The organism is Aliidiomarina sanyensis (genome assembly GCF_003987175.1).
In the GTDB taxonomy this organism is placed as follows: Bacteria; Pseudomonadota; Gammaproteobacteria; order Enterobacterales; family Alteromonadaceae; genus Aliidiomarina; species Aliidiomarina sanyensis.
The window spans coordinates 40,934-54,995 of record NZ_PIPM01000003.1 but is presented as its reverse complement, the minus strand read 5'-3'; the positions used below and the strand labels follow the sequence as shown (position 1 = coordinate 54,995).

The window sequence follows — 14,062 nt, the reverse complement described above, 5'->3', positions numbered from 1 at the left end:
ATTATACAGGAAACCTTTCGGTTCGGGCAGGTTGTACCGACGCACGGTTCTGATTATCCTTGCTGTTCCACATTCGCAAACGGAAATTCGCTGCGTGCCCAAATTCTCGCCACCAATCTCGCTATACCTCGCGCTGCGCTATAGCCGCTCACGGGAACGGTCTGCTTTTACTCGCTTTATTAGTCGCTTCGTGATGGCTGGAATAATGTTGGGTGTGATGGCTCTGATTGTCGTGATGTCCGTAATGAACGGATTTGAACGGGAATTGAAGCATCGGATCCTTGGGGTGGTTCCGCAAGTCATCATCAGTGCGGACGGCGAGCGCACGATTGCGGATTGGCGAGCGATTGATGACGACTTCAGTTGGCCGGCGGCGGTCTATCATCAAAGTCCATTTGTCCAGTCAGAGGGCTTAGTGCAGGGGGACGGCCAACTCCAAGCGGTCATGTTGCAGGGAATCTATCCCCAGCACGAACCGCCACGAAGCGTGATTGAACAAAACATGCTTGTGGGAAGAATTGATGATCTTCAAGCGGGTCACTATCGCGTCGTGATAGGTCGCTCGCTGGCCATGCATCTCGATGTACAGCTTGGTGATCGAATTCGTGTGACTGCCGCAGGGGGGCAGCAACATACCCCTGTCGGGATCATGCCTGCGCAGCGTCAATTTACCGTTGCGGGAATTTTCGAAGTGGGCGCAGATATTGATCGACAACTGGCTTTCTTCCATGGTGACGACCTCGCACGATTACTTCGTTATCCTGAGGGGCACGTGACGGGTTTGCGGTTATGGCTAGATGATGCATTCTTGGCGCGAACGGTCCAAGAAAACTTATCGCGCCAGCAGAGTCGTTCGAATGGCGCGATCCGTTATCAGTTTACGGATTGGCAAGAACGTTATGGACAACTTTTTGCGGCAGTGCGCATGGAGAAGGGAATGATGATGATCATGCTGGGTCTTATCGTCATTGTTGCGGCATTTAACGCAGTCTCTGCGTTGGTTATGTTAATTCAAGACAAACGCGCTGACATTGCGGTATTGCAAACCCTTGGATTGGCTCGAAAGCATGTGTACCAGACCTTGGTGATGCAAGGCATGTATAGCGGCGTTATGGGAACGGTGCTAGGAACGATTCTGGGGGTTTTTCTGACCTGGAGTCTTAACGATATTCTACTGATATTCGGAATTGATATTTTTATGCAGGGTCAAACGATGCCCTACGCCATTGAGTGGGCTCAAATTGGAGGTATTCTATTCGCAGCGCTTGGGTTAACTCTGATTGCGACCTTGTATCCTGCGTGGCGTGCCGCTCATATTCAACCAGCCGAGATTTTACGTTATGAGTAAGTTAGTTGAAGTTCGGAATCTATGTAAGGGATACGCAGATGGCGAGCAGCGTGTCACGGTGCTTGAACAGGTCCGGTTTGATCTCGCACCGGGTGGAATGGTCGCGATTGTCGGTGCCTCAGGTTCCGGCAAAAGCACCTTTCTTCATATTCTCGGAGGCCTTGATACGCCTGATTCAGGCGACGTTCAGGTGGCCGGAGTGAATCCTGCGAAACTCTCGAGCAATCAAGTAGCTCGGTGGCGAAACCAGTCGCTTGGCTTTATCTATCAGTTTCATCATCTCCTCGGCGAGTTTACCGCACTTGAGAATGTGGCGATGCCACTTTTGATTGCCGGGAAAGGGCAGCGAGAAGCCCAAGAACAGGCACGTGTACTGCTTGATCGCGTTGGTTTGGGACATCGTTTAGACCATGCGCCAGCGAAACTGTCGGGAGGCGAAAGGCAGCGCGTCGCCATAGCGCGCGCGTTAGTGAATCGTCCAGCGCTGGTCCTGGCAGATGAGCCGACTGGGAATCTCGATGAGGATACTGCGGAAGTTATTTATGATTTGATGACGGAGTTGAATCGCGATCTAAATACGGCTTTCATTGTGGTCACTCACGATACCACCCTTGCCGATAAATTGCCCGAGCAATTGCATCTCGACCATGGACGATTTGTGGAGACAAGTGAATGAGCTTGGCATTCACACTTGCGCGCAGGTTTCGCCGGAGTCGAGAGCGCACGCGTTATCTCAGTTTCATCTCTGGGTCCTCAACAGTGGGAATTGGGCTCGGGTGCGCCATCTTAATCGTTCTCCTGTCGATCATGAATGGCTTTCAGAAGGCACTTGAAGACGATTTCCTCTCCCTCTTGCCGCACGTTGAATATCAAGCCGTCCGTGGAAGCCTAAATGACTGGCAACAAGTTGCTGCGATCGCTGAGGCACATCCGGGGGTGCGAGCTGCCGCACCGGTTATTGTGTTAAGCGCCATGGTTCAGCAGCCGGGTCGTTTTCGGGGGCTGGAAATTCGTGCAATTGATCCAGCGCGGGAAATCCGCGTTTCGGGATTACGTCGTTATGTGAGCGATGCAGATTGGTCCCGATTTGAGTCAACCGCCGACGGAATTTTGCTAGGACGTGGCATGGCGGATCTGCTCAATGTGGGGGTAGGTGACGAGCTCGTTCTGATGATTCCTCAATTGCAGAATAGCGGTAGCTTGCGTTCACCTCGCCGGCTCGTTACTCGTGTTGCCGGGATTTTTCAGATGGGTGGTGAACTGGATTATCAACAGGGCTATATTCATTTAGCCGCAGGTCGGGAAGCGGCGCGTTTGGAAGGAGAAGCGAGTGCAGTACGACTTGCACTTTATAACGTGTATGACGCACCCCGCATTGCCGCAGAAGTCGCTCGAGAAGTCACTGAGTTTGCTTACATTCATGAGTGGACTCGAACGGAAGGCCACTTGTACCGTGATATTCAGCTCGTGCGTACAATTATGTATCTGGTTTTAGTCTTAGTGCTTGCGGTAGCCTCATTCAATATTGTTTCTACGCTTGTGATGGTGGTTCAAGAGAAACAGGCAAGTATTGCTATTCTTCGAACCATGGGGGCCAGTCGATCATTGGTGATGCAGACCTTTATTTGGCAAGGGAGCTTGAACGGCATCGTGGGTGCAGTTATTGGTTGCGTAATCGGGAGCGGGCTTGCAATCTATTTACCCGCACTCCTCAAGGGAATGGACACCTACCTGCAGTTGCGAATTCTCCCCGAAGAGTTGTACTTCATTAGCCACATTCCATCGACGTTGTTGCTGCGTGATGTAGGGTTGGTGTTTGGCGTCGCGCTTCTGACCAGTGTCCTAGCAACGCTCTATCCTGCATGGCGTGCCGCACAGTTGGCACCAGTCCAAGGCTTACGGGGCCGCTAAGTGCTTAATCGTCGTGCAACGTTCGTGGCTGTTGTTGGAACTGGGCTTTGAGTTTGCGCAGTCGCTCGCGTCGTAGCCGTATGCGTTCATCCCAGGCGCTCTGAACGGCTTGTCGCCACACTTTTCGCACAGCAATATAGCTGATTGAGCCAGCAAGGGTGCCGAGCACTAAACAGCCGAGCAGTAATGCTGGCACGATGGAGGACAGGCTTGCCTGAAACCAAGCCAGTGACAGCTCGAAGAGAAAGGGCTCACTGGGTTGATTTAAGAGAAAGGCTCCGACTCGATAGGAGCCATAGAGCATGGGTGGCATGGTGATAGGGTTACTAATCCACACCAGTGCGACCGATAGTGGAAGATTGACGCGCACCAAAATTGCGACCGCTGCGGCTGCGACCATTTGGAATGGCATTGGCATAAATGCAAAGAAAATCCCCACGGCAAACGCGCCTGCAGCACTGCGTCGGTTCAAGTGCCATAGGTTGGGGTCGTGCGCAAGTTTGCCAAACGGCTTGAGAACGCCATACTCGTTGAGTTTATGTACGTCTGGCATATACCGTTTTAAAAACTTTCTTGGCATGTGCTCGCTTTTGTCCTGACGTTAGTCTGTGTTGCGACCCGTTGCAGCTCAGAGAGAATATAAGGTTCTTCTCACGGTTGTAGTCGTTTGCTTACTATCCACATGTGCCATTCGTGGCTTGACTGATTTCACTTAAAGCATGGACGCACATTGTGAAACAATCAATTTCATTCGACCTGCTGGTCTGTGGTGCGATTGCAGGGATTTTACTCAGTCCTTGGCTTCATATTGCTTGGCCTTTCTGGGCCCCGCTTCTTTTAGTTCTCGGGTTGAGCAGCGCTTTTTTCAAGCGTTTGCGCAAAAATAATCTGCACTTTGCGCGTCTCGCCGGTCTGATCTGCGCGCTATTGTGCGGTATTTCGTGGTCGCTTTTCAATGCCCAATATGCGCTCGGATGGAAACTTCCTGACGCGCTCTGGCGAGCACCGTCCACTATCACCGTGGTAATTGACCGACCCGTCGTGTTTCATGACGCGATCCCGATTTCCCGACTGCGAATTGAAGGGCGTGTCATTGATGCCAACGAGGATTGGGCGCTTCCTTCCCGCGCTCGTTTGAATACGCAGGCTGCCATGCCGCGCATTCGTTTATCTTGGTTTTCCCCTGACCCCGAAGCAAATCCAATGGAAGGAGAGACATGGCAGTTCGTGGTCCGCGCACGGCCAGCAACAAGTTTGGCAAATGAGGGGACGCGACCGACACAAATTCGTTTATTGCGAGATGGCGTTCGTGTCACGGGAAGTATTTTGTCTGTTGTTGACGATAACGGCGACTCAGTTAATCTGCGCATCACAGGCGGTGCCGGCCCGCCGTTCCGAAGTCAGGTGGGTGAAGCCGTTGGGAGTCGAGCTGCTCACATCGACCATCCAAAGGGCCTTCATTACACCGCGATCATGACGGCATTGATGAATGGCAATCGACACGGAATGACCGCGAACCAATGGCAAACCCTACAACACACAGGGGTGGCTCATGTCATGGCGATTTCAGGCTTGCATTTAACCTTGGTGTTTGGCGCTGCATGGTGGTTTTTTCGGATGGTCGCTTGGCTTCCACGGGGCTTGCTTCCTTTGCTGCTTCCTTGGCTCAGGAAGGGCCAGCGGAGTGGCCGTCAGCCCGCGCATGAAACGGTTGCCTTGCTGCTGGCTTTAAGTGTTGCCGTTTTTTACGCAAGTCTTGCTGGGTTCGCAGTCAGCACGCTCCGCGCGCTGCTACTGATATCTGGGTTTGTCGTTGCGCGCGTTGTTGCACGACGTGCCATTCCCATGCGGATTCTCTTACGTTGTGTGTTGTGTGTTTTGATTCTTGATCCACTCGCATGGTTGGATGCGGGATTTTGGTTGTCCGTTCTGGCCGTCGGAGCCATTTTTATATGGCAATGGCGTGATCCCACCCCGGCACACCATGTGCGCAGTCTGCGCGGGAAGTTAGGCACACTATGGCGACTTGAGTGGATGCTGACGCTTCTACTTATCCCGTTGTCGGTGATGTATTTCAGCGGCATTCCTTGGATTGCCCCCGTGGCTAATCTACTCGTTCTTCCAGTGTTCACCATCATTATTCTCCCGGCATGTTTATTGGCTATTCCCTTTTTATTTTCGCCTTGGACTGAGGTTGGCGATATGTTTCTGCAAGTCAGTGATATTGCACTGCACGCAGTATTTTACTGCCTTGTGCGCCTTGAGCAGATTCCCTTGGGCTGGTGGTCGACTCACGATCACCGTTGGGGGCTTATCCCGGTCCTGTGGATCATCCTCCGCTACTTGCCGATTGCATGGTTGCCGCGCAGTGCGGTTGCTGTGATGTCTTGCATTGTTCTCATGCCCTTGCTGCGCCCGCAAGGGGCGCATGAGTTCGCTGTACATATGTTGGATGTGGGACAGGGCAATGCGATGGTGATTCAACGCGGAAGGCGCGCATTGATTTATGATACAGGACCGGCTTTTGCGGACGGGTTTGATGCTGGTGAGCGCGTAGTTTTACCTTTTTTACGCTATCACCAGTTAATCCCCGACTGGATGGTGATTTCTCATCCGCATCTTGACCATGCGGGCGGGGCGGGTGCGATTCGCTCGGCCTATCCAGCAATACAAACATTGGAGACTCGGCTGCAACCTGCAGAAATAGAGCCGGGTATCGATCGGCGATGGCCGTGCGAGTGGGGGCAGGTTTGGCGCTGGCAGGGGGTTCTGATTCGCGCCTTAGCACCCATGCCCGGACCGTCTTTTGGCGTCAACAATGATAGTTGCGTGCTGTTATTAACCTATCAGGGGGAACGCGTCTTATTGACCGGTGATATTCAACGCATGACGGAGTTGCGCATGGTGGGGCGATATCCGGATGCTTTCTCTGCTGGAATTTTGCAGGTCCCTCATCATGGATCACAAACTTCAAGTCAGGGCGCGTTTCTTGATCGAGTGCGACCACAGTTTGCGCTCGTTGGGACAGGTTTCTTAAATCAATGGTCGATGCCACATGCTGATGTGAAGGCACGCTATACTAAACGAAATATTCCGATGTTGAATACGGCAGACTCTGGACAGATCTCTCTCGTGTTCAGACCAGGTCGTGAGCCGGGAGAACGATGGCGGGTTCGGCGTTTTCGAGAGGAAATAAGGCCGGTTTGGTATCTCCAACAAGTGACGAAAGATTAGTCAGGCGAGAATGAAAACTGACTCAGTCGATTCCGCAATCTCTGGTCAAGGGAATTCAGTTACGGTTACAATGGTGACGATACTACAAAAAAATGGACTCCAATGGATTCTCAGCACACTCGGAAATCGCACTTTCGTCGTCTCGTGAAGTACCTAAAACCCTACCGCCTCGCGTTTGTCATCGCGATTATCGGCATGTTGGGGTATGCGGGTGTGGATACCTTCTTCTTTTATCACATCGAAACATTGATCGATGATGGTCTCGGGGCAAATAATCCAACGATCTTGATTTATGGCGCGATCTTCGTCCCGCTCATTTTTATTTTGCGCGGCTTCTTTAATTTCATCTCGACTTATTTTTTGAGTTACGTCGGCTTCCATATCGTCACGACCATGCGACAGGAATTATTTGAGCATTTGATGCGCCTTCCTGTGTCTTATCACGACAAGGTTTCGACTGGCGACCTGATTTCAAAAATCACCTACGATACGCAGCAGCTTGCAGAAGCGAATAGCCGAGCCATTTTGACCATGATCCGTGAAGGGGCGTTTGTGGTGGGTCTGTTAGGCTTGATGATTTATCACAGCTGGCAGCTCAGCTTAGTATTCCTTTTGATTGGGCCGGCGATTGGTAAGATTGTGGCGGTGGTCTCACGTAAGTTTCGTGAAGTGAGTTCCAAAATTCAGACGGCCATGGGGAATGTCACAACATCGTCCGAGCAAATGATTAATGGACACCAAGTCGTCGTGATGTTTGAGGGCCAGAAACAAGAGTCTGAGCGGTTTGGAAAAATTAATAATCAAACCCGTCAACAGAATATGAAACTGGTCAACATCCGCACGATCAGTACCTCGGTCATTCAGTTCATCGCTTCGTTGAGTTTGGCAGCGGTGTTGTTTATTGCAAGTTTTCCAACCATGCTTGAGCAGCTGAGTCCAGGGGCATTTACGACCTTGCTGACCTGTATGATTATGCTGTTGCGCCCCTTAAAGCAGCTGACTAATGTCAATGCTGACTTCCAACGAGGTTTGGCCGCAGCAGCCAGCATTTTTGCAGTTTTAGATGAAGAGCAAGAGAAAGATACAGGAACCGTTCGGGTCGATCGTGTACGAGGTGACGTGGCTGTTGAGCACGTTACGTTCCGCTATAACAAAAAGAAATCACCGGCTTTGGATGATGTAAGTTTTACCATTCCAACCGGAAAGACCTTAGCGCTTGTCGGGCGTTCTGGGTCTGGAAAGTCAACCATATCGAGTCTCTTGACCCGCTTTTATGAGCATGAGAGTGGGACAATTAAGCTGGATGGTGTGGATATCCGCGACTACGAGTTGAAGTCATTGCGTCGCCAGTTTGCCGTCGTATCCCAGAGTGTGACGCTATTTAATGACACGATCGCGAATAATATCGCCTATGGCGCAAATAGTCAGGTGAGCCGTGAAGATATCGAGCGTGCACTCAAGCTCGCCTATGCGGATGAGTTCGTCGCGAAGATGCCGGAAGGTCTGGAAACCATTGTGGGTGAAAACGGTGTGATGCTCTCCGGTGGTCAGCGACAGCGTATTGCGATAGCCCGGGCTTTGCTGCGTGATGCGCCGATTTTGATTTTGGACGAGGCCACTTCTGCGTTGGATACGGAATCCGAGCGTCATATTCAAAAAGCGCTGGACAATTTGCAGCAGAATCGCACGTCACTGGTGATTGCGCACCGGCTCTCCACAATTGAGGCGGCGGACGAGATCCTTGTGATGGATCATGGCAAAGTTGTTGAGCGAGGCACACACAGTGATTTGCTCGAGAAAGGGGGCGCTTACGCTCAGTTGTACCATATGCAGTTCGGTAGTGAAGGCTCGTGAAGTCAAACTCTAAAAAGAAGAAAAATGGGCGGGTGATTACCCCACGAAAGCAAGCATCCCGAATCGTGCGTTGGTGGTATCAACCGCGATTGGTTCTGCCGTTGTGGCCACTGGCACCTCTGAGTGGACTCTTTACCTTTCTTGCGGCATTCAGAAGAACGCTTTATTGGCTGCGTCTCAAGCGCCAAACGCGATTAAGCATTCCCGTGATCATCGTCGGGAACGTCACCGTGGGCGGAACCGGGAAAACTCCAACGGTGCTTGGTTTGGTTGAGCTGCTCAAACAGGCCGGTTATCGTCCGGGTATTATCAGCCGAGGTTACGGTGGAAGCGGGCCTTTCCCGCAACGCGTCACAGCAACCTCAGAACCTGCTGCTGTCGGCGATGAACCCAAGATGCTCTTTGAGTTGAGCGGTGTTCCAGTGGCGGTTGCTCCGAAACGTGGTTTAGCGGCTCAACTTCTTGCAGAAAGCGGCGAAGTAGACATCATTTTGGCCGACGATGGGCTGCAGCACTACGCATTAGCGCGGGATATCGAAATTGCCGTTGTGGATGGCGAACGCGGTCTCGGAAATGGATGGCGGCTGCCGGTTGGACCATTGCGGGAAAGTCGCCGCAGGTTGCGTAAGACAAATTGGGTCATTATCAATGGTGGTCAATCGCAAACCATTGAGGGGCTCAAACTAAAACGGCCAGAACAGGCGGTTCCAATGGCATTAGCACCGATGGGATGGCGCCGTGTCAGTGATGGAGCTGAGATCGAAGTGCCAGATGGTGAGAGTGCACTTGCGATTGCCGGGATCGGTAATCCTGAGCGTTTCTTTAATCTCGTGATGCAGCATGGTATTGACTTACGCGAAACCCGCGTCTACCCAGATCACTATGCATATGCCCCGACCGATTTTTATGACGTCAGCAACGAAGTACCGATCTTGATGACCGAGAAAGACGCTGTGAAATGCCGATCTTTTGCACGTCCTCACTGGTATTTTTTAAAAGTTTCAGCACAATTCCCAGAAGGGTTTTGTGAACAGTTTTTACAGGCGGTGTCCGCCTGTGTGCAACAAAAGAATCAGTGAGGTGTGCGATGACGTTGCCCGCGAATATGTTAGCAATTCTGGCCTGTCCATCCTGCAAAGGGAAGCTGGTCTGGAATGGCGATAAGTCTGAGTTGATATGCCGTGGAGAGCAATTGGCCTACCCGGTGAAAGAGGGTATTCCGGCGCTACTTGCAAGTGCAGCGCGCGAGGTGTCGAAAGAGGAATTGGAGCAAATAAAATCATGAGTTTCACGGTGGTCATTCCCGCACGTTACCAATCGTCTCGACTTCCGGGCAAGCCGCTTGCGGATATTCATGGCAAGCCAATGATTCAGCACGTCTATGAGCGCGCAGTAAAAAGCGGTGCGGCCGAAGTGATTGTGGCGACTGATGATCAACGTATTATTGACGTTGTGACCTCGTTTGGAGGTCGCGCGATGATGACCGCCGATACCCATGAGTCAGGAACAGAGCGTCTGGCCGAAGTTATTGATCAACTTGCTTTGGCGGATGATCAAATTGTTGTCAATGTGCAGGGTGATGAGCCTTTTATTCCACCCGAGATTATCTGCCAAGTTGCGGAGAATCTCGGTGCGCAACGAACGGCGCCTATGGCGACTTTATCCGTCGCGCTTAAAAGCTCGGATGAGTTGTTTAATCCGAATGTGGTGAAGGTTGTCACGGATGCGTCTCATTATGCCTTATATTTCAGCCGAGCCGCCATTCCATGGGATCGTGAACGTTTCACTGCAAACCGAGATCACGTTAATCTTGTTGAACGGATGTATCGTCGTCATATCGGTATTTATGCGTATCGAGCTGGGTTTGTCGAGCGTTATGCTGAATGGGAACCGAGCCCATTGGAGCAAATTGAATCACTCGAGCAGCTGCGGGTTTTGTGGCACGGGGAACGGATCCATGTTGCCGAGGCTATCATCGAGCCACCGGCGGGAATCGACACGCCTGAAGATCTCGAGAGAGCCCGCGCATAACGCGGGCTTTTTTGATCGGCTATTAGGCGACTCTGAACTTATCCACAAGGTGAGAACCGTACAAAGCGGAAGGTGTTTTAAAGCCACCATTCACCGTGTGGTTCAAGAGATACTGGGCCATGGTCACGCCCCCTTGTGCGGTGAGTGTGTAGCCGTTGAGCACTTTCTCACGAAGAACAACGGTTTCACCCTGTGCATTACGCGCTTCTCCCCATACCCAAGTCACGTGCTGTTCGCGCTCATTGTCTTTGGGGCCTGCAGGTTGTTGGTCAACTTTCTTCATCAGCCAACGTTTCATGAATTCGGCACGGAATAACCAGCGAAACCAATTCATTTGACGCATCCGCTTCACGAGCTTGGGTGACGCAGGAATGTAGACTTCTATATTGTGAATTCCGGTGCTGTGATAGGCCGTCGAGACATCGCCCCACGGAATAGTCATGGCAAGCTTCTCACCACCACCAAAATCAATTTTTTCAGCTTTATAGGCCAACGGAACATGAACGATTTTTCCATCACGGCGGATGGCGCCACCGTGTCCGATGCGTCGAACACTGGTTTTTGCCGTACCACGGCTCATACGAGAGCGGGAGTCAAACCCGAGCTTTAAATGGGTTGCATCGGGCAATTGCTCTTTGAGCTTGGCAGCGACACAGTCAGTGGGAATGACGTCAAACCCGACGCCAGGGCATAGCACGATGCCGGCTTCTTCCGCTTTTGCATTAAGCGCTGCAGCGCGTTCAAAGATATCGAGCTCACCGGTGATATCAAGATAATGCGTTTTACTCTTTAAGCATGCTTGCATCATCGGTTCCGCGGTAAGTTCGAACGGTCCTGCGCAATGGACAACCAACTGCATATCATTTAATTCAGCAGCCACCGAGTCGACCTGTTCGAGGGAAAAAATGCGAAAGGGCAGTTTCAATTCTGTGGCAAGCGCTTCAACCGCTTTTCCATTCCGTCCTGCAAGCACGGGCCGCATGCCTTGTTCGACTGCATAGCGTGCCATGAGCTCGCCCGTGTAACCATTGGCGCCGTAGATCATCCATTCCATATTAAATCTCGATTCGGTGGTGGTCGGCATCTTCCCGGTTATATTCGCACGTGTCCGCTTTGCGACATTCACCGTATAGATACAAACTGTGATTGGTAAGCTTCAAACCGTGATTCTCTGCAACGGCCAGCTGACGACGTTCAATGGTATCGTCTTCAAATTCAATAACACGCCCACAGGTCAAGCACACGAGGTGGTCATGGTGGGATTTCGCACTCAGCTCGAACACCGAACGGCCCCCCTCAAAGTGATGCCGCGTCACGATACCTGCATCGTCGAATTGATTGAGGACCCGATATACCGTTGCGAGACCGACTTCGTCTCCTTGCTCAAGAAGGATTTTATATACCTCTTCCGCACTAATGTGCTGGTGCTCGGGATTTTTAATCACCTCTAAAATCTTTATCCGCGGTGAAGTGACTTTGAGTCCCGCTTTTTTCAACTGGGCATCAGGCGACGTCATCGTGTTCTCCGGTTTTTCGTTGGTATCCGATTATAGCCACATCCCTTCATGGAATGAAACAGCATTGACTACTTGCTAGTTGAACTGTTGCGAAATGGATCAAAAAAGCCCCAATACAATGTGCATGGGGCTTTCGAGGTCGTATGGGTGGTCATTTTTATGAGACTAAACGAGTGCGTCGAGCCCCATTTCTTCGCGCAATTGAGCACACCATGCTTTGACACGGTCTTTGGTTAGTTCAGGCTGGCGATCTTCGTCGATTCCGAGTCCGACAAAGTGCTCTGAATCAACCAGCCCCTTGGACGCTTCGAAGTGATAGCCGGCCGTTGGCCAGTGCCCGATGATAATCCCACCCCGTGCTTCGACGATGTCACGGATCATCCCCATGGCATCAAGAAAGTACTCTGCATAGTCTTCTTGATCGCCACAGCCAAAAATTGCGACGATCTTGCCTTCGAAATCAATTTCTTCAAGTTCAGGGAAAAAATCGTCCCAATCACACTGAGCTTCACCGTAATACCACGTGGGGATTCCAAACATTAACAAGTCAAAGTCTGCGATTTCTTCTTTGGTCGATTTCGCAATATCCTTCACGTCAATCAACTGTTTGCCAAGCTCTTTTTGAATCATCTGCGCAACAGCTTCGGTGTTGCCGGTGTCACTGCCAAAAAATAAGCCAACGGTTGCCATAGTTACGTGATTCCTAGATTTAAATAAGTCATTTCAATTCGATAAATCAATTCAGTGATGCCAAATAGGTGGTGCTTATTCGGTTTTTAACGCTGCTTTCAATAACTGTTCGATCAGAGCACCTCGACTGATCCCTTGTGCTTCGGCATGGTCGGTTAAGGTGTCATACATGTCTTGTGTGAGCTTTAACTCAACACGACGCAACCCCTTTGCTTTGTCTCGTTGCAATTGGCGGCGCTTGTTGAGACGCAGCTGCTGCTCGCGAGGAAGCGGGTTCGTCCGTGGTCTCCCAGGTCGCTTTTCCGTTTGGAATAGATCGGGAGTTACTTTGTCTGCTGATTCTTTTGCCATCGTTGTTTGCTCAGTTCAGAGGTTGATACGAAGCTCACCCGAGACTTCGTTCAATAAAGAACTGAATAATTCCTTTTGCAAGAAAGCCGACCATACCCAAAAAGAGAACGAGCCACACTGCGAAGCGTCCAATCGGTGGAACATTGCCTTTTTTCAACACGTCTTGAATGGCCAACCCAATCAGCAAAAACAGAATGGCGATGGCGAAATTCGTCATCAAGCTCTCAATGAGCTCGTAGTGTTCCGACAACATAACGGACTCCTCAACGGCATTTGCGCGCGGATTCTAGCACAAAACGGGCCTTTTGTGGAGTATCTAGCAACAGGATAGCTGCTTTATTCCGACCCGATTTCATCCAGAAAACGTGTCACAATCCCGTTAAACACACTGGGTTTTTCGGCATGGAGCCAATGTCCCGTGTCGGCAATCGTCTTGGCTTGCGCTTTTGGAAACCGTTCTGCTATTGCATCGCGATGCGCTTCCGTCACATAGTCAGATTTTCCGCCACGAATAAATAGCACAGGTCCCACAAAACGGCCGTTCCGAGTGGGCGCTCCAATTAAATCCCCATAACAATGACGGAGCCCCGCAAGATTCATGCGCCATTCCCATTCACCCGCTGCATTTTTCCGCAGATTTTTCAGCAGAAAAGCCCGTACCCCCGGTTCTGAGATATGAGCAGCAAGCTGCTTATCTGCATCTTGTCGGCTCTTTATTTTACTTAAATCGACCTGCTCGAGCGCGTCAATAATGTGCGTGTGCCGCGCGTCGTAGGCGACCGGCGCGATATCTGCTACCACAAGGCTGATGCAACGTTTTGGGTAGGCGAGGGAAAACTCCATGACCACTTTACCGCCGAGCGAATGGCCAAGGAAGTGGGCCTTTTCCAGCTCGAGTGTGTCCATCAGCGCTCCGAGGTCATCCGCCATTTCGGAAAATGTCATGGAGTCGGTCCACGGTGATTGTCCGTGGTTTCGCAAATCCAGATTCACCACAAAGTAGTCACTTTGTAGTTCTCGCGAAATACTTTTCAAATTATCTAAATCGCCGAACAATCCATGCACCAAAATAATGGCTGGATTGGTTTTTTGCCCAGCCGTTTCATAATTCAACTTCATGGGTCGG

General features: G+C 51.1%; 15 protein-coding genes. 8 read left to right on the top strand and 7 right to left on the bottom strand.

Features of this window, described 5'->3' with window-relative positions; genetic code table 11:
- Positions 1-94 precede the first annotated feature (94 nt).
- Genes CWE11_RS04045 through CWE11_RS04035 form a run of 3 tightly spaced genes read left to right on the top strand, consistent with a single transcriptional unit; the run spans position 95 to position 3,259 of the window.
- Complete coding sequence (locus CWE11_RS04045) at positions 95-1,348, top strand: lipoprotein-releasing ABC transporter permease subunit (protein WP_126776336.1); 1,254 nt, start codon at positions 95-97, stop codon at positions 1,346-1,348.
- Positions 1,341-2,024, top strand: a complete 684-nt coding sequence (gene lolD, locus CWE11_RS04040) for a lipoprotein-releasing ABC transporter ATP-binding protein LolD (protein WP_126776335.1) — start codon at positions 1,341-1,343, stop codon at positions 2,022-2,024. The genes CWE11_RS04045 and lolD overlap by 8 nt, the downstream gene beginning before the upstream one ends.
- On the top strand, positions 2,021-3,259 hold the full coding sequence (locus CWE11_RS04035; RefSeq protein ID WP_126776334.1) for a lipoprotein-releasing ABC transporter permease subunit: 1,239 nt from the start codon (positions 2,021-2,023) through the stop codon (positions 3,257-3,259). Before lolD ends, CWE11_RS04035 begins: the two co-directional genes overlap by 4 nt.
- A gap of 4 nt (positions 3,260-3,263) precedes the next feature.
- Here the strand turns inward: CWE11_RS04035 and CWE11_RS04030 are convergent, their stop codons facing one another.
- Positions 3,264-3,839, bottom strand: coding sequence for a DUF2062 domain-containing protein (locus CWE11_RS04030; RefSeq protein WP_126776333.1), 576 nt, complete (start codon positions 3,837-3,839; stop codon positions 3,264-3,266).
- 152 nt (positions 3,840-3,991) lie between these two features.
- On the opposite strand from CWE11_RS04030, the gene CWE11_RS04025 reads away from it, so the two are divergent.
- The 5 genes from CWE11_RS04025 to kdsB all read left to right on the top strand — a co-directional run bounded on the left by CWE11_RS04025 (position 3,992) and on the right by kdsB (position 10,378).
- Positions 3,992-6,493 (top strand): DNA internalization-related competence protein ComEC/Rec2, encoded by a 2,502-nt coding sequence (locus tag CWE11_RS04025; protein ID WP_126776332.1) that lies wholly within the window; start codon positions 3,992-3,994, stop codon positions 6,491-6,493.
- Positions 6,494-6,595: 102 nt separating this feature from the next.
- Positions 6,596-8,347: a lipid A export permease/ATP-binding protein MsbA gene (gene msbA / locus CWE11_RS04020; protein ID WP_126776331.1), complete on the top strand. Its 1,752-nt coding sequence runs from the start codon at positions 6,596-6,598 to the stop codon at positions 8,345-8,347.
- The gene (gene lpxK, locus CWE11_RS04015; RefSeq protein ID WP_126776330.1) at positions 8,344-9,426 is read left to right on the top strand and encodes a tetraacyldisaccharide 4'-kinase; all 1,083 of its coding nucleotides are present in this window, start codon (positions 8,344-8,346) and stop codon (positions 9,424-9,426) included. Before msbA ends, lpxK begins: the two co-directional genes overlap by 4 nt.
- A gap of 8 nt (positions 9,427-9,434) precedes the next feature.
- Positions 9,435-9,632: a Trm112 family protein gene (locus tag CWE11_RS04010; RefSeq protein ID WP_126776329.1), complete on the top strand. Its 198-nt coding sequence runs from the start codon at positions 9,435-9,437 to the stop codon at positions 9,630-9,632.
- Complete coding sequence (kdsB, locus tag CWE11_RS04005) at positions 9,629-10,378, top strand: 3-deoxy-manno-octulosonate cytidylyltransferase (protein ID WP_126776328.1); 750 nt, start codon at positions 9,629-9,631, stop codon at positions 10,376-10,378. The genes CWE11_RS04010 and kdsB overlap by 4 nt, the downstream gene beginning before the upstream one ends.
- Positions 10,379-10,400: 22 nt before the next feature.
- On the opposite strand, the gene CWE11_RS04000 is transcribed toward kdsB, so the two are convergent.
- The 6 genes from CWE11_RS04000 to CWE11_RS03975 all read right to left on the bottom strand — a co-directional run bounded on the left by CWE11_RS04000 (position 10,401) and on the right by CWE11_RS03975 (position 14,055).
- Positions 10,401-11,432, bottom strand: a complete 1,032-nt coding sequence (locus CWE11_RS04000) for a saccharopine dehydrogenase family protein (protein ID WP_126776327.1) — start codon at positions 11,430-11,432, stop codon at positions 10,401-10,403.
- 1 nt (position 11,433) lies between these two features.
- On the bottom strand, positions 11,434-11,895 hold the full coding sequence (gene fur, locus CWE11_RS03995; protein ID WP_126776326.1) for a ferric iron uptake transcriptional regulator: 462 nt from the start codon (positions 11,893-11,895) through the stop codon (positions 11,434-11,436).
- A 165-nt stretch (positions 11,896-12,060) separates the two neighbouring features.
- Positions 12,061-12,585: a flavodoxin FldA gene (fldA, locus tag CWE11_RS03990; protein ID WP_126776325.1), complete on the bottom strand. Its 525-nt coding sequence runs from the start codon at positions 12,583-12,585 to the stop codon at positions 12,061-12,063.
- Positions 12,586-12,660: 75 nt separating this feature from the next.
- Positions 12,661-12,936, bottom strand: a complete 276-nt coding sequence (gene ybfE / locus CWE11_RS03985) for a LexA regulated protein (RefSeq protein WP_126776324.1) — start codon at positions 12,934-12,936, stop codon at positions 12,661-12,663.
- A gap of 34 nt (positions 12,937-12,970) precedes the next feature.
- Positions 12,971-13,189: a DUF2788 domain-containing protein gene (locus CWE11_RS03980; RefSeq protein ID WP_126776323.1), complete on the bottom strand. Its 219-nt coding sequence runs from the start codon at positions 13,187-13,189 to the stop codon at positions 12,971-12,973.
- 83 nt (positions 13,190-13,272) lie between these two features.
- Entirely contained in the window at positions 13,273-14,055 is a 783-nt protein-coding gene (locus tag CWE11_RS03975; RefSeq protein WP_126776322.1) for an alpha/beta fold hydrolase, read from the bottom strand.
- Between the last annotated feature and the right edge of the window lie 7 nt (positions 14,056-14,062).

Coding starts and splice junctions, on each gene's coding strand:
- CWE11_RS03980 (WP_126776323.1), bottom strand. CDS start 13,189: ATGTTGTCGGAACACTACGAGCTCATTGAGAGCTTGATGACGAATTTC.
- fldA (WP_126776325.1), bottom strand. CDS start 12,585: ATGGCAACCGTTGGCTTATTTTTTGGCAGTGACACCGGCAACACCGAA.
- CWE11_RS03975 (WP_126776322.1), bottom strand. CDS start 14,055: ATGAAGTTGAATTATGAAACGGCTGGGCAAAAAACCAATCCAGCCATT.
- CWE11_RS04000 (WP_126776327.1), bottom strand. CDS start 11,432: ATGGAATGGATGATCTACGGCGCCAATGGTTACACGGGCGAGCTCATG.
- CWE11_RS04035 (WP_126776334.1), top strand. CDS start 2,021: ATGAGCTTGGCATTCACACTTGCGCGCAGGTTTCGCCGGAGTCGAGAG.
- msbA (WP_126776331.1), top strand. CDS start 6,596: ATGGATTCTCAGCACACTCGGAAATCGCACTTTCGTCGTCTCGTGAAG.
- CWE11_RS04010 (WP_126776329.1), top strand. CDS start 9,435: ATGACGTTGCCCGCGAATATGTTAGCAATTCTGGCCTGTCCATCCTGC.
- CWE11_RS04030 (WP_126776333.1), bottom strand. CDS start 3,839: ATGCCAAGAAAGTTTTTAAAACGGTATATGCCAGACGTACATAAACTC.
- kdsB (WP_126776328.1), top strand. CDS start 9,629: ATGAGTTTCACGGTGGTCATTCCCGCACGTTACCAATCGTCTCGACTT.
- ybfE (WP_126776324.1), bottom strand. CDS start 12,936: ATGGCAAAAGAATCAGCAGACAAAGTAACTCCCGATCTATTCCAAACG.
- fur (WP_126776326.1), bottom strand. CDS start 11,895: ATGACGTCGCCTGATGCCCAGTTGAAAAAAGCGGGACTCAAAGTCACT.
- lolD (WP_126776335.1), top strand. CDS start 1,341: ATGAGTAAGTTAGTTGAAGTTCGGAATCTATGTAAGGGATACGCAGAT.